Origin of the sequence: Streptomyces sp. NBC_00414, assembly GCF_036038375.1 — a bacterium.
GTDB lineage: Bacteria > Actinomycetota > Actinomycetes > Streptomycetales > Streptomycetaceae > Streptomyces.
Genome location: NZ_CP107935.1, coordinates 2,044,576 through 2,067,061 on the forward strand (window position 1 = coordinate 2,044,576; position 22,486 = coordinate 2,067,061).

Here is a 22,486-nt window from a genome sequence, read left to right on the forward strand (position 1 = left end):
CGCAACAAACGTCAGGGAAGGGCCGCGTGGCGCCTGTGTGAAAGACGGCGGTACGTGAGGTGCCGGTGGCCTCGGAGCGGAGGAGGCCGGGCCGGTCTCAGATGTTGATGGTCACCGGCCCGTTCCTTGCGGGATCCCCGTCGTGTTCCTCCAGCAGCTCGCGCAGTCTGTCGGCCTCCGTGTGGCCGAGGGTGTCGAGGATGCCGAGTGCCTCGTTCCATGCCCGGCGGGCCTCCTGCGGGGAGGTGACGGCGAGTGCTTCGCCCCGGTGGATGAGGGTGTCGGCGATCAGCGAGGCGTCGTTGAGGTCGCGGTAGTGGGTGAGCGCCTGGTCGAAGGCCTCCAGGGCCTCGTCGTGCTGTCCGAGGCGGTGGTGTGCGACGCCCATGGTGTCCCAGGCCGCCGCCTCGATGTTCCTGTTGCCCGACCTGTTCGCGATGCGGACCGCGCGGCGGCAGTCCCCCAGCGCCTCCTCGTACTCGTGCAGGAGAAGGCGCGTCCAGGCCACCTCGTTGGTGACGCTCGCGATGCCGACGTAGGCCCGCGTGCTCGTGTAGAGGGAGCAGGCGATCTTGTACTGCGCCAGGGCCTCGCGGTGGTCCTGCCGGGCGTTCGCCAGGAACGCCAGGTAGCGGTGCGTCAGCGCGGTGAAGGGGACGTCTCCCCTCTCGGTGAACAGCTCCAGCGCCCGTTCCAGGTGCGCGGCACCCCGCTCGTGGTCGTTCGTCCTGACGTGGGCGAAGCCGAGCACCCGATGCATGTGGGCCTCGCCCAGCCGCTCCCCGAGTCGCTGCGCGCCGGCGAGCGCCGTGGTGTGCAGTTCGATCTGCTCCTCACGGCGTCCTCGCCGGTCGAGGACGAGTTCGAGGGTCGCCGCCATCCGCCAGGCGTGCGCACCGGTGCCCTGACCGCTGTCCCTGGTGATCACCGCCTCCAGCGCCGGCATCTCCCGGACGAGCCACTTCGCCGCGCTGTCCGTGTCCGTGAACGCGATGACCTGCGCACCGGGGGCGGCCGGGGGCAGTGAGAGAGGTTCGCGATGCGTGTACAGCAGAGTGGCCGCGCCGCGCGCGCTGTGCAGGTAGTGGTCGAAGAGCCGGGCACGGGCGTCCTCGCGGGCGTCGGCGGAGTCCTCGGCCAGGGAGAGCTCCTGGCTGAAGGTCCGCAGCAACTCGTGGGAGCCGTAGAGACCGGGCGCGGGTTCGGTCCACAGGCTGGCCCGGGTGAGCTCGGACAGCACCGGACGCGTCTGTGCGGTCGTCAGCCTCGCGAGGCTCGCCACGGCCTGCAGGGAGACGCCGTGGGGCGGGCACATCCACAGCAGCCGGAAGAGGCGGGCCGCCTCCGGGGTCAGTGTGCGGTACGACCAGGAGAAGACCGAGCGCGTGTCGGTGGCCGGATCCCCCACGGCGAAGACACCGAGGTCGTCGCGGCTCTCCGCGAGCTCCGCGGCGATGTCCGCGAGCGGTGCGGAAGGATGGCCCTCCGCACGCGCGCACACGATCGCCAGGGCCAGGGGCAGCCGGCCGCACTGCTCGGCGATGTCGATCGCCGCCGGCCGGTCGGCCGCGACGCGCGCGGCGCCCAGCCGTTTCGACATGAACTCGATGGACTCGGCGACGGTGAGGATGTCCAGCCGCAGGGAACGCGCTCCGTTGGCGGCGACGAGTCCGGGCATCTGCTCCCGGCTGGTGATCACCGTGAGGCACGTCGGTGTTCCCGGCAGCAGCGGGCGTACCTGTTCGGCGTTGCGGGCGTTGTCCAGGACCACCAGGACGCGCCGTCCGGCCAGCACGCTGCGGTACAGGGCGGCCTGGCCGTCGAGGCTCGGCGGGATGTCCTCCGCCGGTACGCCGAGTGCCTCCAGGAAGTAGCAGATCGCGGTCGACGCGCTGAGCGCGACGCCTGCCGGGTCGTATCCGCGCAGGTTGACGTACAGCTGTCCGTCGGGGAAGTGGCGGGCGTTGCGGTGGGCCCAGTGCAGGGCGAGCGTGGTCTTCCCCACGCCCGGCGCACCGCCGATCGCGCTGATGACGACGGCTGTCGGCGTGCCGCCGTCGGCCGGCAACAGGTCGCGCAGCCAGTCCAGTTCGGGCTTCCTGCCGGTGAACGTGTGCAGGTCTGCGGGTAGTTGGGCGGGTCGCACCCCAGGGGAGGCCCCCGTGGAGGCCCCTGGGGATGACCCACCGGCGGCGTACGCGACCTTCGTATCGCCCAAGCCGCCGAAGCCGCCGGAGTCTTCGAGGTCCGCGGAGCCTTCGGAGCGGAAGGTCCTCGCCGGTGCGACGGTGCCGCGCAGTACGCGGATCTGGGCGTCACGCAGTTCGGGGCCGGGATCGACGCCCAGCTCACTCGTGAGCCGGGACCGGACGACCTGGTAGTGGTCCAGGGCCTGGGCCGCCAGGCCCTCGGCGGCGAGGACGAGGATGAGCCGCGCCTGGAGGCACTCGTTCAGGGGGTCGCTCTCGGCCGCCTGCCTGACCAGCGGGAGCACCCTGGACGTGAGTCCCGCGGCCAGCGCCGCGTCGGCGGCGTCCCTGGCCGCGTGCAGACACTCGGCGTCGACTCCGGCGAACACCGAGTGGGAGTACGCCGTACGGGGAAGTCCGGCCGCGGTGTGGCCGAGCCGCAGGGAGAGCGCCCGGACGAACAGGCCGGTGGCTTCCGCCGGCCGCCCGGCGGCCGAGGCGGTCTGCGCGGCGTCGCGCAGCGTGCGGAACCTCTGAAGGTCCAGTGCCTCGTCCGCGGTGTTCAGCCGGTAGCCGCCCGCCGCGCGCACCAGGACGCGGGCCCGGGTTCTCTGGGTCAGCTCCGGTTCGAGCAGTCTCCGGAGTGCGCCGACGTGCCGGTGGACGACGTTGACCGCGTGCTCCGGCGGATCGTCGTCCCATAAGGCGTCGACTATCTGGTGCAGCGGTACCGGCCGGTCGGCCTGCACCAGGAGCAGTGCCAGCAGCGACCGCTGCTTCGGCGGCCCCAGGCTGAGTTCCGTCGTGTGCCGCCAGGCCCTGAGGGGCCCGAGCACCGCGAAACGCAGTGCGACGTCCGCCGTGGGCTGGTTCTCGGGGCTCACTTCTGGTTCTCCCTACGAGTGCTGCGAGTGACACGAGTGCTGGTCCGGTCGAGGGCGTGAAGTGCGCCGCTCGTGCGCTGGTACGGGGCATGATCCTGAAGCCCTCACCCGGTTGCCGCCGCGTGGCACGGCGGCGACAGAGCGGAGACACTCCGTACACGAACGCGACATCGGGCGGCCTTCCCGACCCCGTGGGTCACCTGCGGGCGACCGCGCCCCACACTGTGCGGGACGCGGTCGAGTGGACGCCAGACATGGCCATTTGCGGCCAGTCGAGAAGAAAACGCGCTCCTCGGTCACGTCCGGCTCGCGAGGGACGCCCACGAAGGGCGCACACGAGGGGCGCACATGCCGAAGGGCCCCACTGCGACCAGTGGGGCCCTTCAGTACGTACAGGGGAGCGACGGGGTCGGTACCCCGGCGCCGGACGGGGTCGGTACCCGGCGACGACGGGGTCAGTACCCCAGCGACGAGCGGCGGTTGCGCAGGGCGCGGAGTGCCAGGTGGCGACGTGACCTCACCGTGCCCGACGGCACGCCCAGGATGCGTGCGGTCTCCTCGACGCTGCATCCGTAGATGTAGAGGTAGACGAGCACCTTCCGATGCTCGGCCGAGACGTTCCGCAGCAGGGAGACGGCTTCCATGGACGCGTGCGCCGGTTCGGTGTGGTCGTCCTGGGCCGGGTCCCCGCTGTCGGTGGTCACCGTCTCGTGCCGCGCGTAGGCACTCCGCGACCGGTCGATGATCAGGTTCCGCGCGACCTTGAACAGCCAGCCGCGTACGGACCCTTCCCGGTTGAGGAGTCTGTCCGTATGACGCCATGCCCTGATGAACGTCTCCTGGACTATGTCCTCGGCGAGGTGGTGGTCCGAGAGCAGCCTGTGCGCGTAGGCGTGGAGTGCGTCTCTGTGCTGCTCCACCAGGTCGTCCACGGCGTCGGGAGCCGCGGAGGTGGTCGATGGAGCGATGCCCGCGAGTAGCGTCATGGTGACTTGTTCCCGGTTCTCTGTCGCACCGGTGCTCCGTCCGGACAGGCGGGGGACTGTCCGGTCGCGGTAGCACGCGGGGAGGTATCTGGATTCGGGACCGACCGTAGGCAGCGGCCAGTGCCGAAAGAGTGACGAGCGGGCCACCACGGCCGTCACCATCCGCCGACCTGCACCTTTGCCCGACTCGTGGGGCCTCTGCGACGCACGAGGCCCCACCTGTCACCCGAGGATTCCCTCGCCCTCATCCCTTCGCCGCGGGCACGGCCGTCCTCATCCCTTCGCCGCGGGCACGGTCCTTCCGCGGTCGCTCCGGGGGATGTCCGCCTTGATCGCGAACCACACCCCTCCCACGCCCTGTCCGTTCGTGTCCCCGGGCCTCTTGTCACCCTTGAAGGTGTACGCGGGCCAGCAGTTGAAGGACTCCTGCCTGCCACCGTCCGGCGTGGTGAACGGGAACAGGACCTGGGGATCGAGCCCCGCGGCCTTCGCGTCCGCCGCCGTGACGGGCTCGCTGGGCGTCCACTTCTCCAGGCACTCGGCGTCACAGGCCGTCTTCATCGGCCACGGCGTGTCCTTCGTGAACAGATACAGCGTCCGGCCGTTCCTGTCCTGCAGCACCCGGCCGAGCCCGGGACTGTTCAGAACCCCCAGGGCGGGCCGCCCCGCACCCGCCTCCGTGCCGTCCGGAGCCGCGGCGTACGAGTCGTCGGAACGCAGGGGCACAGCCGGTTCCTCGACCACCTCCAGCGTGATCTTCGCCGACGGCTCCGCCCCGGCCGCCCGCGCGGCATCGCCCTCGCCCGGCCGGTCCGCGCCGCAGGCGGACAGTGCCAGCGCCAGCGCCACGGCTCCCGCGGCGAACCCGGTTCTCCGGTTGTGCGCGTGACTGCGTGTTCGGTTGTACGTGTTCATGGCCTTCCTCGCTTCGTCCGTACGCGGCACCTCACCCCGAGGTGTCACTGGGTGGCGAGGAAGAGATAGTCGGCGGTGTAGGGCACCTTGGCCGTGGGGTGGGTACCGGCGTCGCAGTTGCCGGCGGGTGCCACCCCGCCCTCGGTGTTGAGCCGCAGGACCGTCCGGGTCTTGGCCAGCAGCCCCTTGTCCGCGCCCGTCCGCGTCGCCTTCAGGACGAGTTCGGGGATGTTGCCCTCACCGTTGTCGAACTTGTTGACGACGCTGCCCGTGACGGAGGAACCGTCAGGGGCGATCCACTGCGGGGGCCCCGCGGGGCCGGGCTTGGCGAAGGTGTGGTCGATGTCGCCCTGGAGGGTGGCTTCGACGTTGTCCTGGGTGAAGGCGTAGGTGCCGTCGGGCTGCTCGGTGCAGGCGTAGACCTGGGATCCCTTGACGACACCGCGCAGGGCCGAGTCCCGGATCGTGTCCGGCAGATTGACGCTGCCGGGGAGGGCGAACGCCTGGCCGCGGACGGCGCCGCCGGGGAACTCACCGGTGTGCAGGTTGAAGTAGAACTTCTCGGGGTGTGCCTTGATGTCACGCAGCAGCGCGGCGTCCCGTACCTTCACGGTGCCGTAGACGTGCTTGGTGCCGTCCTTGAGCTTCTCGGTGAAGAACGGGATCTTCACGTCGCCGTTGACTCCGCGCCCGCCCTGGTGCAGGTGTGCCAGGGTCGGAGTGGCCGTACCGCTCCACGCCAACGCGAAGGAGACGTCCTGGCCCTGGACGCGCATGAACGCCACGGCGCGGCCGTCCTTGTCACCGACCGCCGGCTTGCCCTCCACGGGCACCTCGTTGTCGCCGGTGAGGGCCGAGGCGAAGAACGTCGCCCCGGCCGCGTCCTTGCCGTACCGGCCGATCGCCCCCGCGGCCTGAGCCGAGTCCGCCGACGCGTGCCCGCCCGCCGACGCGTGGGCCCCGCCCGCGTCGATGTCGTCGCCGTTGCAGGCGGTCAGCATCAGGGCGCTGGTCATGGCGGCCGTGGCGATCAGCGCGAAACGCTTGCTGTTCATGAGGTTCTGCCTCCCCGTGGATGTCACCGCGGGTGTGTCCGCGGCCTAACACCCGAGACACGGGATGCCCCTGCGCCCCGGGTCACCCGGTGACACTTCTGAGACGTTCCTGGAACCGGCTGAGGCCAATTGGGGAGCGTCACCACGTCCGGTCCCCGGTTCGGACAGGTCGTCGCGGAGAACGGGACGTTCAGGGAGGCTGCTGTCACCCGGCCGGGTCACCGAAGGAACCTACGGCGGTGTTACGCGGTGGGCGGCCGGTAGGGCGGGGCCGTGAAACCGGACGTGATGCCGACGGCTCCGACCAGAGAGATGCACGCGATCGAGAGGGCGAGTGCGTTCTGTACCGCGGTGTGGCCGCTCAGCCGGACGATGAAGTGGTCGGCGGTCCGGTCCTCTTCGGATATGCCTTCACCGTTCGCCACGGCTCGGCGGTAACTCCGCATTCTTCCGGGCAGACCGGCGATGCGCTGGATGGACGCGTCGGCGAAAGCCGGGCCGTGAGCGGGTGCTTCCGTCGCGCCCCGGATCCGCCGCTGCCTGCACACGTGCGTGTCGTTGCTTTCGATGGCCCACAGGAACGGCGGGCAGAAGGTGAGCATGAAGCCGGCAAGGATGGTCCCGATCGCCGCCCATCGCTCCGGGGCGGTCTCCGGAACATGCGTCAGCACGGTGTGCGGGGCCCACCCGAGGGCCAGCCAGAGAATGGTGAGCAGGAAGATGTCCTGAACAGCGCATTTCAGTGGAGGGTAGTCCGTCTGGTAGGGCCGCCCGCCTGCCACATAGACGGCCGCGGTGGTGGACGCGACCAGAGCGAGGACCGAGAGCGCGGCACAGAACCACGCGAACAACGACGGGCCCAGGCCCGCTCCGGCTCCCTCCGGGCGGATGAGACACGTCAGGGACCAGTAGATGCTCAGTCCGACGGCCGGCACCACCGTCGCGAGGGCACAGCGGGAACTCGGTCTCAGCCGCGTGAAATGCAGCCACATCCCGTTGCCGCAGATCGCCTCGGCGGCAAAGAGCGCCATGACGATCGACTGCACCACCGCCGGCACGTTGACGGCACCGCCCCGCCGGACCTCCAGTGCCGCAGCGACGCACACCAACAGCCCACAGGCTGCGCACGACCACGCCGGGGCGTCCCCGCGCACCGGTACGGTCCTGGGCTCCCCTTCGGTGTGTGTCCGCCACGCGGCTCCCAGCGCCCCGGCTGCGAGGACCACGCAGACGGCGGCGGCAGCGGCGACCACCGCCACCGTGCGCCAGCCGATCGGTGCCCGCCCCGCGTGCCAGCCCAGCGAAGGAGCGAGGGAGATCGTCAGTACGAGAATTCCCGAGAACGCTGCCACGGTGAAACCGGCGAGCCTGATCCAGACTCGCGTGGCCACGTCCCGCTGTGCGGCGCCTGGCAGTCGACCCGCGGAACGGAGAGCAGGATCGCCCTCGACGGCCATGAGTTCTTCGAAGTCGGACTTGAAGTACTGGAAGAAGGCGCCGCCGAGTACCGCGCCCACGATGGTGAGGACGAACCCACCGGTGATCTCGTAGTTCTCCCGCTCCCCCAGCCACGCACCGAAGGTGGAAGCCGCCAGCAGACAGGCGGCGATCCCGGCGCCCGTGAGGTACTGACCGGTGATGGGCGCCTGGGACGGCGGACGAGTGACCTTCGAGCGGAGCCACCGCAGAGCGACGGCGCCCGCGACGGCCAGCAGAGGGGACGCGAACACCGTCCAGAGGGTGGCGGACTGGATCGTCGAGACGAACACGGTCACCAGCCCGAAGAGCCCGCACACCCCCAGCGTCTCCACGGCGGAGATGCTCGCGCCGACCGTCTTCGTCCCCGCCAGTCCGACCGCACAGGCCATGGCACTGACGAGCGCGGCGTAGGTCAGTGCTTCCACGTGCGGACGGGCGTCGACGAAGACGATCAGACACACGGTGAGGATCGACGAGGTGAGCAACACATCGACGTATCGAGGATGGAATCCCCCGGGGACGAAGAACATGGCACAGCCCACCAGGACCGCGGCGCCCACCAGCATCACGAGGGACGTCGTCCCGCCTACGCTCCCGCCCGAGCCCAGTGCGTCGGAGATGCCGAATGAGGCGTATCCCGCCGTGCACGCGAGGGCCACGGCCGCCCAGGACGACGAGAGCGACCGTCTGACGGCGGCCTCGTCGCTGTGCCGCAGGTGCAGTGCCAGGTCGGTCACCAGCCAGGCGAAGAACGCGCACGCCGCGACGAGGAACACCGCGTGCCACGTCCCGGCCGCTGTGAAGGAATGAGGCTTCTGCATCGTCCAGTTGAGCGCCGGCCGGTCCTCGACGAACCAGGTGACGATCACGGACACGCCGACGGCCGCCCCTGTGAGAGCGCCCGCCGTCACGGTCCTCCCACGGTGGACGATCCCTCCCGCCGGTCGCAGCCGTTCTGTCATCACGCGCAGGCAGAGGGCGAGGAGCGGCAGGAGAATTCCGTCGCCCCATGTGGCACTGCGGAATTCGAAGAGGCCGGGAAGGCCGGGCCGCCCCCGCTCCGCGACGTGCCAGAAGACCCACAGCGCGGCGAAGCCTGGAAGGAACACGATCAGAGGCCACAGCGCCAGTCGTGCCTTCGACACCAAGCCCCCAGCCGTAGGTGTTCGACGTCCGGCCAGGTCAGCCCGACAGGCGCTGAGCGTCACCGCTAGATGCCCGGTGCCCGCGCCTGCCGAGGCGGGGTGCGGCGTTCACCGCAAAGTAGCAGGCGCCGTCTCCGGCCCACCAGCAGTGCCACCGACCCCAACTGCCTTCGCGCAGCGGTCACCTGTCGCCCCCTCACTCCTCGTCCCGAAGCCGGTTCGCCAGGGAGAGCAGTTGTTCGGCCTCCTCCGTGTGGCCCGAGGTGGTCAGGCGGGAGATCGCCGTGTCGAGGCGGGTCAGGGCCAGGGCGGGGCGTTCCAGGTAGATGCCCTCCACGGCGGCCGCGAGGCGGACGCACTCGGCCCACTCCTCGGCCCACTCCGCCGTGCCGTCCCGCTCCGGTCCGCGCTCGCCGAGCAGGGTGAGGGCCTTGTCCAGGGCGGTCAGGGCGGCCTCGTACTCACCGGCGTAGGCGTTGACCCGCCCGTGTTCGTACGCCAGGGCGGAGTCCAGGGAGCGGCCGCGTGCCTCGTACTCGGCGACGCGGGCCTCGTCGGCGACGCGGCCCGCGTCGGAGAGGAGGGCGAGGGCGTCGGCCAGGCCGTCCGCACCCTGCTGCTGGGCCCGGAGGCGGGCCAGTTCGCGCAGGCAGTTGCTGAGCTGCTCGTAGCGCGGGACCCGGGCGTGGGCGGCGAGTGCCTGGTCCGCCGCCTCGCGGGCCCGGCCGAACTCGCCGGACTCACCGAGGAGTGCGGCCGTCTCCGCGGCGATCATGGCGTGGCTCCCCAGATCGTCGTCCCAGTCGGCCGACTCCGCCGCGAGGGCGACGAACTCCGCCGTGGCCGCCTTGAGGTCCTCCCCCGCGTGCAGCGCGCGGGCGCGGGTCAGGCGCAGCTGCGCCACGATCCGGTCGTTCATCTCTCCGGCGACGACATCAGGTTCGGCCAGCAGGGAGTCGACCAGCGCGATGCAGTCCTCGACGCGGCCCAGGTCGAGGCTGAGCTGGGCCGCGTTGCCGTACGCGCAGAACGCGTCCGTGCGGCTGCCGCGGCGCAGGTCCACCTCGGCCGAGCGTGTCAGGTGCCGCAGTGCCTCGTCGGGGCGGCCCAGGCGCATGCAGGCTTCGGCCAGATCAGCGTGGAGGCGGCTGGTGTCGATCGCGTCGGCCGGCCAGTCGGCGGCCAGTCGCAGGCCCTCGGTGAGGTCCGCACAGGCGCTCTCGGCGTCCCGGAGGCCGAGTTGGAGCCGGCCGCGCAGGCCGAGCGTGCGCGGCAGGTGCCAGGCGGGACCGTGTGCCTTGAGCCGGTCGAGGGTGGCGTCGATCCCGGTGACCGCGGCGGGCAGGTCGCCGGCGAGGGCGTGGGTGCTGGCCCGCAGCAGCAGGGCGCCGGAGATCTGCCCGGCGATGTCGTGCCGGACGGCGAACTCGTGCAGCAGCTCCGCCTCGGCGAAGACCGGCGCGACGTGCTCCTCGCTGCCCGAGGTCTGCAGGCGCAGGCCGAGCGCGGTCGCCCGCATCCGCAGCAGGCGTGCTTCCTGGTAGGGAGCGAGGCCGGGGGTCTCCTCGTACAGGCGGACCATGGAGGCGTGGGCGGCGGTCAGGGCGGCGGCCTTCGCCTCGGCCGCCTCGGCGGCCGTCGCGGCCGATCCGTCGTCCGGCGCGTCGGGGGCCGGTGCGGGGGTCCCGGCGGTGGCGAGCAGGGCGCCGGCGCGGGCGAGCGCGGCATGGCCCGGCGCTCCGGCGTCCTCGTACAGAGCCGCGGCCTCCTCGTGGAGGTCGGCGGCGTCGGCGAACTCGTCCTTCTCGCCCGCCCGGCCCGCCTCGTCGGCCAGCAGGTCCGCGCGCAGCTGTACGAGCGGGCCCACGGCCGGGTCGTCGGGGTGGACGTAGTCCCGGGACGCGGTGAGCGTACGCAGCCGCGCCCAGCAGGCCACCACGTCCGGATGCCCCTGCTCCTCCAACTCCCTCGCGCGCAGGATGAGTTCGGGCAGCGAGTCGGGGACGGCGGCGACCGTACGGGCGGTGGCCGCGACGGGCGCGGCCACCGGGGCCGCCGAGGCCGTCGCGGCCACGTCGTCCAGGCTGCGGGAGCGCAGGGTCAGTTCCAGCGATTCCAGGAGCGGGGCACGGCCGAGCCGGGACCGGCGACGGTCGGTGTGGGCCGTGGTTCCGTTGCGGGCGTCGAAGCGGGCGGCGAGGTCGTCGGCACGGCCCTTCACCTCGGCGCGCAGGCCGGCCACCATCCAGGTGCGGCCCGCGTATCCGGCGGCGGGCAGTTCGTCGTGGCCGAGGAGTCCGACGCGCTGGAGGAGGACTTCCGCTCCGGTCAGGAAGTCGAGCTGGTCCAGCGGTGATTCGACCTCGTCGAACAGGTTCCGGTTCTCGGACAGCAGCTCCAGGCCGCGGGCCTCGTTGCCGGTCAGCGCGCAGAACTCCAGGTGCCGGCCGACCTCCCCGGCCATCGACGGGTTGCGGCGGCAGCCGCGGTACCCGGCGAGGTGCAGTTCGCGTGCCCGGTCGGCGCCGCCGGTGCGCAGCAGGGGCAGCAGCGCGTACGACAGGGAGCGGGCCGGCTCCTCCTGGCAGGACTCCTTCCCGGCCAGGACGGGTTCCCAGGCGCGCAGCGCCCGCTCGTCGTCACCCGCCGCGAGATGGAACAGGGCGCGCTCGCAGATCTCGCAGGCCTCGCAGTCACTGAGCCGGGTGCGGGTGCGGGCCGCCCACAGCTCGTACGCGGAGACGGTGTCCTCGCCGACGTGGGCGGCGAGCTGGTAGGCCTGTCCGTAGTAGGGCTGGAGATCGAGGCCGGCCTTCTCGTAGCGGGCGCGCATCTCCGTCAGCCACTGGCGCAGGCTGGTCAGCGGTATCTCGGGCAGCGCGCGCAGGGCGTTGGCCACCCACTTGAACCGCCAGAACAGCATGTGGCGCAGGCGCTCGTCGAAGGCGTCGGGCTGCTCGTCGAAGAGCGTGAGCAGACGCGCGAAGACGACGGGCGACTTCCTGGGTTCGGAGCCGTAGGTGTACGCCTCCTGGAGTTCGAGGAGCGCGTGCACGAGTGTGACGGGATCGTCGAACCGCTCGGCGGCGTCGACGATTTCCTCGGCGGTGACGGTGCGGGTACGGCCGTAGGGGCGCCGGTCGTTCTCCTTGAGCGCCTGGTACAGCTCGTCCGTGTTCTGGGGGTGGGGTGCGGTGGGCATCGTCAGCTGTCCTTGCGGAGGGCGTGGGCGAGCAGGTCGAGGAACGAGCGGTTGATGAGGCTCGATTCGGCGGGCCTCAGCGGACGCCGGGACAACATCGCCGCCTGCCCGTACAGGGCTTCGGCGCTGGTGCGGGCCAGCTCGGGTTCGCCGATGGTGACGGCGGTGCGCACCAGCGGGTTGAGCTGGTTGAGGATCAGCTGGGCCCGTGGGGCCTCCTGGCGCAGGGCGCCGAGGATGTCGCCCCACACGCCGCCCTCCTGCTCGCGGGCGAGCTGGGAGCGGGTGCGCTCGTGCCGGGCCTCACGGCTGTCGACGAGGAGGGCGGGGGCGGAGGCCGGGTGGAAGGTGCGCAGCGCGACGTCGCAGTCGAAGACCGCGAGGGCGTCGCGGGCCTGGGCGAGGTAGGCCGCGGCGGCGAGTTCCGTCTCCCGGTCGACGGGGTCGAGGTGGGCGGTGAGGGTCTCCGGGTCGAGGTCGGCGACGGTGGCACCGGGCCTGATCTCGGGCAGCCGGTGGACCAGTTCGCGGTCGTAGGTGTAACCGCCGTTGACGACGCCGAGTCCGGCGGCCGAGGCGATCGCGGCGACCTGCCGGAACTCCTCCACGCTCGATGTCACGAGCACGGTGCGGTGGGTGCGTGCGAACTCGTCGAGGGTGGTGTGCCCGTCGGTGGTCTCGAACGGCAGCCAGGGCAGCAGCATCCGCAGGATCTCGTCGTCGTGCACCGCGAGCGACTTCACGGCCAGGTGGTGGGCGTGGAGGAAGCGGGCGAGCAGGTCCGGGTCGCTGGCGGCGGCCCGGGCGATCCACCCGCGCAGCCGCTCGGCGAGAGCGTCACGGACGGCGGCGAGCGTGTCGTCCTCGTACAGGGACTCGCGGGACGCCGTCGGCCGCAGGTTCTCGGCGTCGACGACACAGCGGACGAAGAACGCCCACTCGGGCAGGATCTCCTCGGCCTGCTCGGACAGCAGCATGCCCTTGACGTGCACGCGGTGGCCGTTGCGGCGTCCGGCCGGCACCGTCTCGGGCAGCACGCACGCGATGCCCTTCAGGCCCACGGCCGGCAGGTCCAGTTCGATGGTGTCCAGCGGCGTGAACCCGAAGACCTCCTTGCCGTACGCGGCCAGCGCGCGGGAGCGGGCTCCCGGGGTGGGGTACGTACGTGCCCAGGGGGCGGGCTCGGGGTTGACGGGCGCGCCCGCGCCGCCGCCGGCCGTGCCGTCGTCGAAGGTCACCGGGTGGCGCAGCAGGGAGCCGAACTGCCGTGCCAGCGCGTGCACCTGGGCCGGGCGGGTCCACTCCCCCGCGTCGGCGCGCGGCGTCAGTGTGACGGTGGTGCCGGGCCGGGGGCGGGCGGTCGCGGGCAGGGTACGGACGGTGTAGCTGCCGTCGCCGCGTCCCCGCCATTCGACGGCGGGTGCGTCGGGGGTGCGGGCGGAGCGGCTCAGTACATGGATCTCGTCCGCGACCAGGAAGCAGGAGAGCAGGCCGATGCCGAACTGGCCTATGAAGTCCCCGCGTTGCTCGGTGATCCTCCCCCAGCCTCGGACGGGTTCGTCCCCGGAGGCCTCCGTGGCTCGCTTGCTGCTGCGGCCGATGGTGGCGAGGAAGGCGTGCACGTCGTCCTCGGTGAGACCGACGCCGTCGTCCTCGACGCGTACCACCGAACCGTTCGCGTACAGGCGGATGCCGAAGGCGTCGGCGGGCGCGGGCTGTTCGAGAGTGTGCCGGGCGGTCAGCGCGTCCACGGCGTTCTGCAGGAGTTCGCGCAGGTAGACGCGGGGGCTGGAGTAGAGGTGGTGGGAGAGGAGATCGACGAGGCCGCGCAGGTCCACCTGGAAGGTGCGGTCGGCGCCGGCCGGGTTCGACGCGGTTTCGGGCAGAGTCATCGGGCAGTCCGGGGTGGGAGGGGCAGGGGATGCCGGGGCGTCAGATGCCGGAGCGGGAATCGGGGCCGGTCTGCGCTCAGGCGCGGCGGTGGTGGCGGGTGAAATGCTTCTCGGGCTCCGCGAAGTAGGTCCAGGGCCACTTGGTGTAGGCGCCGTCCAGCGTCCGGAAGACGCGTTTGACCGTGTGGCGTTCGCCGGCCAGCGACAGGGCCATGGCGAACATGCTGAAGTCGTGCTGCCAGCCCGGGCGCCGCACGTAGGCGGGGTGGAGGATGCTGTGGTCCGCGGCTTCGCGCAGCTGCGCCTGGATCTCGGAGGTTTCGAGGTGGTCCCCGCGCTCCGACTCGACCCACTCCTCGATGTACGCCATGGCGATCACGCAGCCGAGGCGGTGGCCGTGCGGGGCGCGGGCGGCCGCCTCCTGGGCGAACGCCAGTGCCTGGCCCGGCTCGCCGCCCCAGCGGGGCTGCAGCTGCGACACCCACCCGATGTGGGTCTCCAGGTCCAGCGGGTCACGGCGCAGGGCCGCGTCGCGGCGGATCTCGTTCACGGCGGAGCCGAGGGACATGCCACGGCCGGAGGTGAGCAGGAGGCTCCACGGCGTGACCCATTCGGGCCGCAACTCGGCTGCCGCGAGCAGTTGTTCCTCGGCGGTGCCGAGCCGCTCGTGGAAGATCCGCCACTGCTCCTGCGAGACGTTCACGGCGCGGTCGGCGGTGCGCGCCTCCCAGCCCCAGTCGATGTGGCGCGCCCCGGATATCAGCAGGGCCGTCGCCCGGTGCTCCTTGTCCTCCTCGGCGGCCCGGCCGGTCCAGTCCTGCACGCCGTCCAAGCCGGCCAGCTCGTCCAGGACCAGGTGGTCGCGGCCGAGGTCGAAGGGGGCCAGCGCCGCCTTGACCGCCTCCCAGTCACCCGCGTCGGCGGCCTCGACCAGCGCGAGCACCCGTACGTCTCCGAGTGCGCGCAGCGTGTACACGCCGTGCTTCTGCCTCCGCGGGACGGGAAGGGCGTGCGGATCCGCCGCCGGTCTTTCCGCACCCCCGCCGAACAGCTTGCCGAACATGCCGCGCCCTCCCGTGGTCCCGCGTGATCTTCGGGGTGCAGCATAGACGGCCCCACCGACACCATTTCCACAGGTATTTCACCGGCCCTCCACGGACCCGGCACCCGCCCTCTCCCCCCCGTCCCGGGGGTCGTCGGCGTCTCGCGACCGGGGTCCGATGAGACCGGTCCGTGCTGCGAGTGCGCGTTCGTTCCCCGCCATGCCGGCGGTGCCGAGGCCGAGCGGGCCGGGCCGTACCCGACCGGCTCTCCGGGATCAGGCGGCTCCGCCGGCCTCCGTCGCGGGCATCGGCCGTCGGCGCAGGTAGACGCCCGCGATCGACACCAGGAGAGCCATGCACGCGATGAACACCAGCCCGGCGTTCTCCAGGCCGATCGGTTCCGCCAGCAGCCCCACGCCGATGACCGGCAGCGAGATGCCCACGTAGGCCACCACGAACAGTGCCGAGATCACGGCCGCTCGCCGGTCCGCGTCGGACGCCTCGGCCACCGCGGACAGCGCCCCGCGGAACGCCAGGCCCTGCCCGGTCCCGCCGACGATCGCGCTCAGCACCACCAGCGGCAGCAGGTCCCAGTGCAGCGCGCCCGCGAGCAGGGCCAGCCCGGCGAGGAGCGCGACGCAGCCCAGGGGCAGCGACCGGCCGACGCCGACCCGGCCGGCGGCCAACTGCCCGCCGGTCGAGGCGAAGAAGGCCAGCGCGACGATCAGTCCGATCAGCGCGTGGTTGTGCACGTCCAGGGACTGGGCGAGGAAGGCCGGGCTGACCGAGGTGAACACCCCGAACAGCGCGAACCCCACGAAGGAGGCGGCCGCGGCCGGCCAGAAGACCACCCGGACCCGTGGCGGCAGAGCGGGCCGTTGCGGCCGTACGGTGCTCAGTGGCCGCTGCTGCCGCACCGTCTCCGGAAGCCGCAGCAGGACGACGGCCGAGCAGGCCACCAGGGCGAGATGGACGGCGAACGGCAGGTGGAGCGGCCGGTCGGCGTACTGCGCGAGCACTCCGGCGAGCAGCGGACCGCAGCCCAGCCCGCCCATGTTCGCCGCGGTCGCCACGAACGTGGCACGCGAGGCGCCGCCGTGCGGTGCCAGCTCCATCACGTACGCGGTGGCGGCCCCGGCGAACAGACCGGCGGACAGACCCGACAGCAGCCGCCCCGCGTACAGCCAGCCCATCGCGGTGGCGCACAGGAAGCAGACGGCGCTCGCGGCCGCGAAGCCCAGGCCGCACAGGAGCACCGGGCGCCTGCCCAGGGCGTCCGAGGCGTTGCCCGCGAGCAGCAGCACCCCGATGACTCCGACGGCGTAGACGGAGTACACGACGGTGACGGTGAGCTCGGAGAAACCGAACTTCTCCTGGTAGAGGCCGTAGAGGGGGGTCGGCAGGGTCGTGCCGGCCATGCATACGGCGAACACCGCCCCGCCGAGCAGGCACCGTCGCATGCCTCGAAGATCACCGGCCATACGGCCGACGGTAACCTCGCCCGGCGCCGCACGCGTCCTGACGACGCCCGCACGGTGGACAGGGCGGACGGCGGTCAGGCGGCGGGCCCGCCGGAAGCGCTTCCGGTCGGGGACAGCAGCCGCCCGAACGACTCCAGGGCCTCGCGTCGGCGGCCGGTCCGGCGCATTGCGGCACCTGCACGAACGTTGCCGGACGGGGCGTCCGGGGCCGCGATCCCGGGCGCGCACCGAACACCGGGCATCCGCGCTCGTCAGCGTGGGGCCTATGTGCCGCTGTCACAGCCGCATGGCATCCTGCCGCCATGATCATGGGGCGCGGGACGCCGGCGGACGGTCTGGACGACGTGGACTGGGCGGGTCTGTCGCATGCGTACGGGTCGGCCGAGGACGTTCCCGGCCAGATACGTGCGTTATGCGGGGAGGACGAGGCCGCACGGAAGAAGGCGTTCGGCAGCCTGTTCAGCAACATCTTCCATCAAGGCAGCCGGTATCGGGCGTCCCCGGCCGCGGTGCCGTTCCTCGCCCGGATCGCGGTCGCCGGCCCGCCGGCCGCCCGCGAGGAGACGATGTGGCTGCTGACCCGCCTCGCGGTCGACTGGCACGACGAGTACCGGCTCACCACCGGGATCGACACGGCGGCCTGGCGCGCGGCCGCGTCCGAAGGCTCCCCGGAGAAGATGCTGCTCTGGTACGACGAGCAGCTGGCCGCGGAGACGGACGAGCAACAGCGCCGGCAACTGCTGGACGTACGCGACCGGGTGGCGGCCGGCGACTCGCCCGACGCACGGTGGACGGCACTGTGCTCGTACGACGCGGTCCTCGCCGAGTTGCCCGGGCTCCTGGCCCTGCTCGATGACGGCGATCCCCGCCTGCGTACCCGTATCGCCTATCTGAGCGCCTGGTTCCCCGAAGCCTCGGCCGTCACGCTGCCGCGCCTGCTCGCCCTGGTCGAGCGCGAGGACGATCCTGTCGCGGCGGCCACCGCCCTGGTCGCCGTCGGCCTCGTCGGCACCAGCGCGCAAGTCGCCGACCTCGCCCCGCACTTGGACAGCGGGGACCGGCTGGTGCGGTGGGCGGCGGCCACCGCGCTCGCCCGCATCGCCTGCGCCAGTCCCGCAGGCAGCCCCGCAGGCATCGGGTCCGCCCTGGTCGGCCGCGCCGTCGCCGAACTCACGGCCGCGTCCGCCGCCCCCGCTCCCGCCTCCACCACCGACTACAACGAGGGCGACTTCCACGGCCACGTGGAGCGCACACTGCGCACCCTCGCTCCGGGCGCGCCGTAGGCGGTCGAGGCCACCCGGGACCCGGACAACCCACTCCGCCACAACGAGAACATCACCCTGTCGTCCACCTGACAGCCCGAGCACCGGTCGCCGACATCCGCAGCGGCCCACCACGCCGTTACCTTACGGATGAAAACTTATACGCGCTCCCTCTTGCCCCGATCGCCTTACGCTCGTAGCCTTACATGCGTTAGCCGCACGGGACGAGCAGATCGGAAGCAGCATGAGCAGCATCACCAGCGCCGAGACGGTGGACGAGGCCGCTTCCGGGTCCGGGGCGTTCGCCTCCTTCGTGCGGTTCGTGGTGTGCGGCGGCGGTGTCGGGGTTCTTTCGAGTGGTGCGGTGGCGCTGCTGGCGGGGGCGCTGCCCTGGGTCGTGGCGAACGCGGTGATCACCGTCGCGTCGACCGTCCTGTGCACCGAGCTGCACGCGCTGTTCACCTTCGGGACCGGGAAGCGGGCCGGATGGCGCCGGCACTGGCAGTCCGCCGGGTCCGCCACGGCCGCCTACGCGATGACCTCCCTCGCCGTGCTCGTCCTGCACCTGGCGCAGTCGTCGCCCGGGGTGCTCACCGAGCAGATCGTCTACCTCGGCGCCTCCGGACTCGCGGGGACCGGCCGGTTCCTGGTCCTGCGGCTGTTCGTCTTCGCGGAGGACCGGCGCGGTCGGGTGGCGGGCGAGGCCGCCTCCTGGCCGATCGCCGCACCGGCCATCACCCCGGTCGCCGTCACGCGCGTGCCGCTCGCACGGGTGTCCCGTTCTCGGCTGACACTCGCCGCCGGGGCCTGACGAGTCGCGGACGGGGGAACGGACTACGCGCCGTCGTCGCCGTCGCCGTCACCGTCGCCGTCACGCAGGGAGCGGATCATGCTCTGCAGACTCCGGAACGCGCCCGCCCGCTCGGCCTCGGTCAGGCCGGCCAGCATTCTGACCTCGACGGACCGGACCGCCACGGTCGCCTTCTCCAGGCTCCGTCGACCACGGGGCGTGAGCCGCGTGGGAAGCACCTTCCCGACGGGCGCCTGCGCGGGCCTGGTCACGTGGCCCTCTCGCTCCAGGGCCTGAAGCAGCACGTTCATCGACTGCCGCGTCACGAACGCGCCACGCGCCAGCTCGGAGTTCGACAAGCCCGGCCGCTGAGCCAGCAGTTCGAGACAGGAGTAGTGCGTCACGCTCATCCCGAGCGGCCGCAACACCTCCTCCATTGCTGCGCGCAGGACGCTCGACGCCTCTTTCAGCAGGTAGCCCAGTGACGTCTCCAGGTCGACGCCGACACCGTCTTGATTCATGTCAGAAGTCTGACATAGATTGACCTGTGTCAGAAAACTGACACGAAGAGAAGGAGCATCACCATGCCCGTCACCGGCCCCGACTTCATCTCGCTCCAGGCACGCGACCTCGACGCCTCGCAGGCGTTCTACGAGCGGTACCTCGGCCTCGTCCGCTCGCAGGCCGGTCCTCCGCACGCCGTCGTCTTCGAGACCCAGCCGATCGCGTTCGCCCTGCGCGACCTCGTTCCCGGCACCGATCTCACATCGGTCGCCCAGCCCGGCATCGGTGCCGCGATCTGGCTCCACGCCACCGACGTCCAGGCCATTCACGACGCGCTCGTCACCGACGGTCACACCATCGTCTCCGCACCGGTCGACGGCCCCTTCGGCCGGACCTTCACCTTCGCCGACCCCGACGGCTACCAGGTCACCCTCCACGACCGCGCCTGACCGGCCGGACGCCACGTGGTTGCGCGTTCCACCGGGGCCGAGCACCGGGACGTATCCGGATCAACCCTCTGAACAGGCCTTCCACAGCGGCCCTTCCGTGAGGCGGAAGCCGTATTGCGTCCCCGTGACGCGCTTCCCGAGGATGTCGGCATCGCAGACAGACGGGAGCCGCAAAGATGCCGCACACCACCGCCTTCGCCAGGCACCAGTGGTACGTCGCCGCCTACGCCCACGAGGTCGGGCGGGAGTTGCTCGGGCGGACGATTCTCGGTGAGCCGCTCGTCTTCTACCGGACCGAGGACGACGGCCGGCCCGTCGCCCTGCACGACCGCTGTGTGCACCGCCGCTATCCGCTCTCCGCCAGCGGGCTCGACGGTGACCGGATCGTCTGCGGTTATCACGGCTTCACGTACGACACGACGGGTGTCTGTGTGTACGTACCGGGTCAGAAACGTGTCCCGCGCACCGCGCGGGTCGCCTCCTACCCGGTGGTGGAGCAGGACGCCCTGATCTGGGTCTGGATCGGCGACCCGTCCCTCGCCGACGCGGGGACGATCCCGCGGGCCGCGCACCTCGACTCCCCCGGCTGGGTCACCGTCAGCGGGATGGAGCCGATCGACGCCGACTACGGCCTCCTCGTCGACAACCTCCTCGACCTGTCCCACGAGACGTATCTGCACGGCGGTTACATAGGCACCCCCGAGGTCGCCGAGACTCCGATCACCACCGAGGTGGACGAGGGCGCGGGCATCGTGCGGGTGAGCCGGCACATGGACGACGCCGAGTGCCCGCCGTTCTACGCCAGGTCGACCGGTATCAAGGGGCGGATCACCCGCTGGCAGGACATCGAGTACCACGCGCCCTGTCTGTATCTGCTGCACAGCCGGATCGCGCCGGTCGGTGTGGTGCCCGAGCCGGACGGCAGCGACCCGAACGGCTTCCACACGGAGATCACGTACGCCATCACCCCGTCCGCCGACGGCGCGGTGTACGACTTCTGGATGGTCTCGCGCGACTGGGCGACCGACGACGCCGAGGTGAGCGAGTTCCTGCGGGCCAACAACCACACCGTGGTGATGCAGGACGTCGACGCGCTCAACCTGCTGCAGCGCACGCTCGGCACGGAGCGCACCGGCTACCAGGAACTGAGCATCAACATCGACACCGGCGGTCTGGCCGCCCGCCGTATCCTCGCCCGGCTGGTCGAGGAGGGCGACAAGCCCGTGGAGAAGGTCCAGTGAGCAGCCCCACGGGCGAGATCTACCGCATCGACTGGCTGCCGGGCACGGACGTGCTCCACGGCACCTGTCACTGCGGAGCCGAGCACACCGCCGAGGACCCGGTCGAGATGTGGGAGTGGATGCTCGGCCACCCCGAAGGACACACGCCTAAAGGACACCTGCCCCGGGGGAACGGCTCATGACCTCGCACACGTACGAAGCCGAACTCCTCGTGGAGCGCCGGGAGTCGGCCGCCGACGGCGTGCTCGCCCTCACCCTGCGTCATCCGCTCGGCGAGGAGCTGCCCGGCTGGGAACCCGGCGCCCACATCGACGTGGTCCTGGCTCCGGGCCTGGAGCGGCAGTACTCCCTGTGCGGCGATCCGGCCGACCGGCGCGCATGGCGCGTCGCGGTGCTGAGGGAACCCGACGGGCGCGGCGGATCCGCCCATGTGCACGGGCAGTTGAGGGCGGGCGGCAAGATCCGTGTGCGCGGCCCGCGCAATCACTTCGCCCTTCTGCCCTCGCCGCGCTACCTCTTCGTCGCGGGCGGCATCGGCATCACCCCGATCCTGCCGATGCTGGCCGCGGCCGAGACGGCGGGCGCGGACTGGACGCTGCTGTACGGCGGGCGGACACGCGACTCCATGGCGTTCACGCGGGAGTTGAGGCGGTACGGGGACAAGGTGCGCGTCGTTCCGCAGGACGAGGGCGGACTGCTCGACCTCGGCGCCGTGCTCGGCACCCCGCGGCCGGACACGCTCGTCTACTGCTGCGGCCCCGGTCCACTGCTGGACGCCGTGGAGGAGCGGTGCGCGCGATGGCCGGGCGGCGCGCTGCACGTCGAGCGTTTCCAGCCGAAGGTCCCAGCCCAGGCTCGGCGGGCGGGCGGGGACACGGAGTTCGAGGTGGTCCTGGAGCGGTCGGGCCGCACGCTCACCGTGCCCGCCGACGTCTCCGTGCTCGACACCGTACGGGCCGCGGGCGTCGAGGTGCTCTTCTCCTGCACCGAGGGCACCTGCGGGACCTGCGAGACGGACGTCCTCGACGGCACACCGGACCACCGGGACTCCGTGCTCACGGACGAGGAGCGGGAGGCCGGGGAGACCATGCTCATCTGCGTGTCCCGGTGCCGCGGGAAGCGCCTCGTGCTCGACCTGTGATCCGCAGGTCCGCCTCGATCCGGGCGACCGTGGCCAGCAGATGGGGCAGCAGGTCACGGCGTACGGACTCGACGGAGTTGCGGCTGGCGTGCACGGGGATGTTGACCGCCGCCACCACCTCGCCGTCCCGGTCGCGCACCGGGACGGCGACCGAGCGCAGCCCCTCCTCCAGTTCCTGGTCGACGATCGCGTACCCCTGACGGCGCACCCGGCGCAGTTCGGTGCGCAGCAGGTCGGCCGAGACGATCGTGCGGGCCGTCAGGGGGCTCAGGTCCGCGCGTGCCAGGCGGGCGTCGATCTCCTCGTCGGGCAGCTGTGCGAGCAACACCCTGCCCACCGAGGTCAGATGGGCCGGGAAGCGGGTGCCGACGGTGATGGTCGCGGTCATGATGCGGTGCGTCGGTACGCGGGCGACGTACACGATGTCGTCGCCGTCGAGGGCGCACAGGGACGACGACTCCCGTACCTGCGTGACGAGTTGCTCCAGGTGCGGCTCGGCGATCTCCGGCAGGGTGAAACTGGACAGGTACGAGTATCCGAGTTCGAGGACGCGCGGGGTGAGCCGGAACATCCGGCCGTCCGTCTCCACGTATCCCAGGTCGAAGAGGGTCAGCAGGAAGCGGCGGGCCGCCGCGCGGGTCAGGTCGCTGACCCGCGCCACCTCGCTGAGCGTGAGTTCCGGGTGATCGGCGTCGAAGGCGCGGATGACCGCGAGTCCGCGCTCGAAGGACTGGACGAAATGCGGTTCGCGGGCTGCAGCAGGCATCGTCGCCTCCACGGGACGCACGGGGGTGCGCTCTGCGCACGCTAGGAGCACACTTCGGCAAC

At 71.7% G+C, this 22,486-nt stretch carries 17 protein-coding genes; 6 read left to right on the plus strand and 11 right to left on the minus strand.

Annotation, left to right across the window (positions count from 1 at the left end; all coding sequences use genetic code 11):
* Positions 1-97: 97 nt before the first annotated feature.
* The 9 genes from OHS59_RS08860 to OHS59_RS08900 all read right to left on the minus strand — a co-directional run bounded on the left by OHS59_RS08860 (position 98) and on the right by OHS59_RS08900 (position 16,271).
* Positions 98-3,073, minus strand: coding sequence for an AfsR/SARP family transcriptional regulator (locus tag OHS59_RS08860; protein ID WP_328492828.1), 2,976 nt, complete (start codon positions 3,071-3,073; stop codon positions 98-100).
* 455 nt (positions 3,074-3,528) lie between these two features.
* Entirely contained in the window at positions 3,529-4,059 is a 531-nt protein-coding gene (locus tag OHS59_RS08865) for a sigma-70 family RNA polymerase sigma factor (RefSeq protein WP_328492829.1), read from the minus strand.
* Positions 4,060-4,332: 273 nt separating this feature from the next.
* On the minus strand, positions 4,333-4,974 hold the full coding sequence (locus tag OHS59_RS08870; protein ID WP_328492830.1) for a hypothetical protein: 642 nt from the start codon (positions 4,972-4,974) through the stop codon (positions 4,333-4,335).
* Positions 4,975-5,018: 44 nt separating this feature from the next.
* Positions 5,019-6,029: a CHRD domain-containing protein gene (locus OHS59_RS08875; RefSeq protein WP_328492831.1), complete on the minus strand. Its 1,011-nt coding sequence runs from the start codon at positions 6,027-6,029 to the stop codon at positions 5,019-5,021.
* A 242-nt stretch (positions 6,030-6,271) separates the two neighbouring features.
* Positions 6,272-8,617: a hypothetical protein gene (locus OHS59_RS08880; RefSeq protein WP_328492832.1), complete on the minus strand. Its 2,346-nt coding sequence runs from the start codon at positions 8,615-8,617 to the stop codon at positions 6,272-6,274.
* A 232-nt stretch (positions 8,618-8,849) separates the two neighbouring features.
* Positions 8,850-11,855 carry a hypothetical protein gene (locus OHS59_RS08885; protein WP_328492833.1) on the minus strand — a complete coding sequence of 1,002 codons (3,006 nt, stop codon included), beginning with the start codon at positions 11,853-11,855 and terminating at the stop codon, positions 8,850-8,852.
* A gap of 2 nt (positions 11,856-11,857) precedes the next feature.
* Complete coding sequence (locus OHS59_RS08890) at positions 11,858-13,747, minus strand: HSP90 family protein (protein WP_328492834.1); 1,890 nt, start codon at positions 13,745-13,747, stop codon at positions 11,858-11,860.
* Positions 13,748-13,823: 76 nt separating this feature from the next.
* Complete coding sequence (locus OHS59_RS08895; RefSeq protein WP_328492835.1) at positions 13,824-14,810, minus strand: hypothetical protein; 987 nt, start codon at positions 14,808-14,810, stop codon at positions 13,824-13,826.
* Between the two features lie 255 nt (positions 14,811-15,065).
* The gene (locus OHS59_RS08900; protein ID WP_328492836.1) at positions 15,066-16,271 is read right to left on the minus strand and encodes an MFS transporter; all 1,206 of its coding nucleotides are present in this window, start codon (positions 16,269-16,271) and stop codon (positions 15,066-15,068) included.
* Positions 16,272-16,573: 302 nt separating this feature from the next.
* Here OHS59_RS08900 and OHS59_RS08905 point away from each other — a divergent pair, with 302 nt between their 5' ends.
* Complete coding sequence (locus tag OHS59_RS08905; RefSeq protein ID WP_328492837.1) at positions 16,574-17,554, plus strand: hypothetical protein; 981 nt, start codon at positions 16,574-16,576, stop codon at positions 17,552-17,554.
* A gap of 223 nt (positions 17,555-17,777) precedes the next feature.
* Positions 17,778-18,344, plus strand: coding sequence for a hypothetical protein (locus tag OHS59_RS08910; protein ID WP_328492838.1), 567 nt, complete (start codon positions 17,778-17,780; stop codon positions 18,342-18,344).
* Positions 18,345-18,367: 23 nt separating this feature from the next.
* On the opposite strand, the gene OHS59_RS08915 is transcribed toward OHS59_RS08910, so the two are convergent.
* Entirely contained in the window at positions 18,368-18,844 is a 477-nt protein-coding gene (locus tag OHS59_RS08915) for a MarR family winged helix-turn-helix transcriptional regulator (RefSeq protein ID WP_328492839.1), read from the minus strand.
* 63 nt (positions 18,845-18,907) lie between these two features.
* Here OHS59_RS08915 and OHS59_RS08920 point away from each other — a divergent pair, with 63 nt between their 5' ends.
* The 4 genes from OHS59_RS08920 (at position 18,908) to OHS59_RS08935 (ending at position 21,658) form a co-directional block, all read left to right on the plus strand.
* A complete protein-coding gene (locus tag OHS59_RS08920) occupies positions 18,908-19,276 on the plus strand; it encodes a VOC family protein (RefSeq protein ID WP_328492840.1) in 369 nt (122 codons plus the stop codon).
* A gap of 176 nt (positions 19,277-19,452) precedes the next feature.
* The gene (locus tag OHS59_RS08925) at positions 19,453-20,517 is read left to right on the plus strand and encodes an aromatic ring-hydroxylating dioxygenase subunit alpha (RefSeq protein ID WP_328492841.1); all 1,065 of its coding nucleotides are present in this window, start codon (positions 19,453-19,455) and stop codon (positions 20,515-20,517) included.
* Positions 20,514-20,699, plus strand: a complete 186-nt coding sequence (locus tag OHS59_RS08930) for a hypothetical protein (RefSeq protein WP_328492842.1) — start codon at positions 20,514-20,516, stop codon at positions 20,697-20,699. The genes OHS59_RS08925 and OHS59_RS08930 overlap by 4 nt, the downstream gene beginning before the upstream one ends.
* Complete coding sequence (locus tag OHS59_RS08935; protein ID WP_328492843.1) at positions 20,696-21,658, plus strand: PDR/VanB family oxidoreductase; 963 nt, start codon at positions 20,696-20,698, stop codon at positions 21,656-21,658. Before OHS59_RS08930 ends, OHS59_RS08935 begins: the two co-directional genes overlap by 4 nt.
* Here the strand turns inward: OHS59_RS08935 and OHS59_RS08940 are convergent.
* Positions 21,609-22,424, minus strand: a complete 816-nt coding sequence (locus OHS59_RS08940; RefSeq protein WP_328492844.1) for an IclR family transcriptional regulator domain-containing protein — start codon at positions 22,422-22,424, stop codon at positions 21,609-21,611. The two genes, OHS59_RS08935 and OHS59_RS08940, sit on opposite strands and share 50 nt — an antisense overlap.
* Positions 22,425-22,486: the final 62 nt, after the last annotated feature.

What these genes read in the sequence shown, in the direction of transcription:
- OHS59_RS08865 (WP_328492829.1), bottom strand. Translation starts at nt 4,059, where the DNA reads ATGACGCTACTCGCGGGCATCGCTCCATCGACCACCTCCGCGGCTCCC.
- OHS59_RS08870 (WP_328492830.1), bottom strand. Translation starts at nt 4,974, where the DNA reads ATGAACACGTACAACCGAACACGCAGTCACGCGCACAACCGGAGAACC.
- OHS59_RS08875 (WP_328492831.1), bottom strand. Translation starts at nt 6,029, where the DNA reads ATGAACAGCAAGCGTTTCGCGCTGATCGCCACGGCCGCCATGACCAGC.
- OHS59_RS08885 (WP_328492833.1), bottom strand. Translation starts at nt 11,855, where the DNA reads ATGCCCACCGCACCCCACCCCCAGAACACGGACGAGCTGTACCAGGCG.
- OHS59_RS08890 (WP_328492834.1), bottom strand. Translation starts at nt 13,747, where the DNA reads ATGACTCTGCCCGAAACCGCGTCGAACCCGGCCGGCGCCGACCGCACC.
- OHS59_RS08895 (WP_328492835.1), bottom strand. Translation starts at nt 14,810, where the DNA reads ATGTTCGGCAAGCTGTTCGGCGGGGGTGCGGAAAGACCGGCGGCGGAT.
- OHS59_RS08900 (WP_328492836.1), bottom strand. Translation starts at nt 16,271, where the DNA reads ATGGCCGGTGATCTTCGAGGCATGCGACGGTGCCTGCTCGGCGGGGCG.
- OHS59_RS08905 (WP_328492837.1), top strand. Translation starts at nt 16,574, where the DNA reads ATGATCATGGGGCGCGGGACGCCGGCGGACGGTCTGGACGACGTGGAC.
- OHS59_RS08910 (WP_328492838.1), top strand. Translation starts at nt 17,778, where the DNA reads ATGAGCAGCATCACCAGCGCCGAGACGGTGGACGAGGCCGCTTCCGGG.
- OHS59_RS08915 (WP_328492839.1), bottom strand. Translation starts at nt 18,844, where the DNA reads ATGAATCAAGACGGTGTCGGCGTCGACCTGGAGACGTCACTGGGCTAC.
- OHS59_RS08920 (WP_328492840.1), top strand. Translation starts at nt 18,908, where the DNA reads ATGCCCGTCACCGGCCCCGACTTCATCTCGCTCCAGGCACGCGACCTC.
- OHS59_RS08925 (WP_328492841.1), top strand. Translation starts at nt 19,453, where the DNA reads ATGCCGCACACCACCGCCTTCGCCAGGCACCAGTGGTACGTCGCCGCC.
- OHS59_RS08935 (WP_328492843.1), top strand. Translation starts at nt 20,696, where the DNA reads ATGACCTCGCACACGTACGAAGCCGAACTCCTCGTGGAGCGCCGGGAG.
- OHS59_RS08940 (WP_328492844.1), bottom strand. Translation starts at nt 22,424, where the DNA reads ATGCCTGCTGCAGCCCGCGAACCGCATTTCGTCCAGTCCTTCGAGCGC.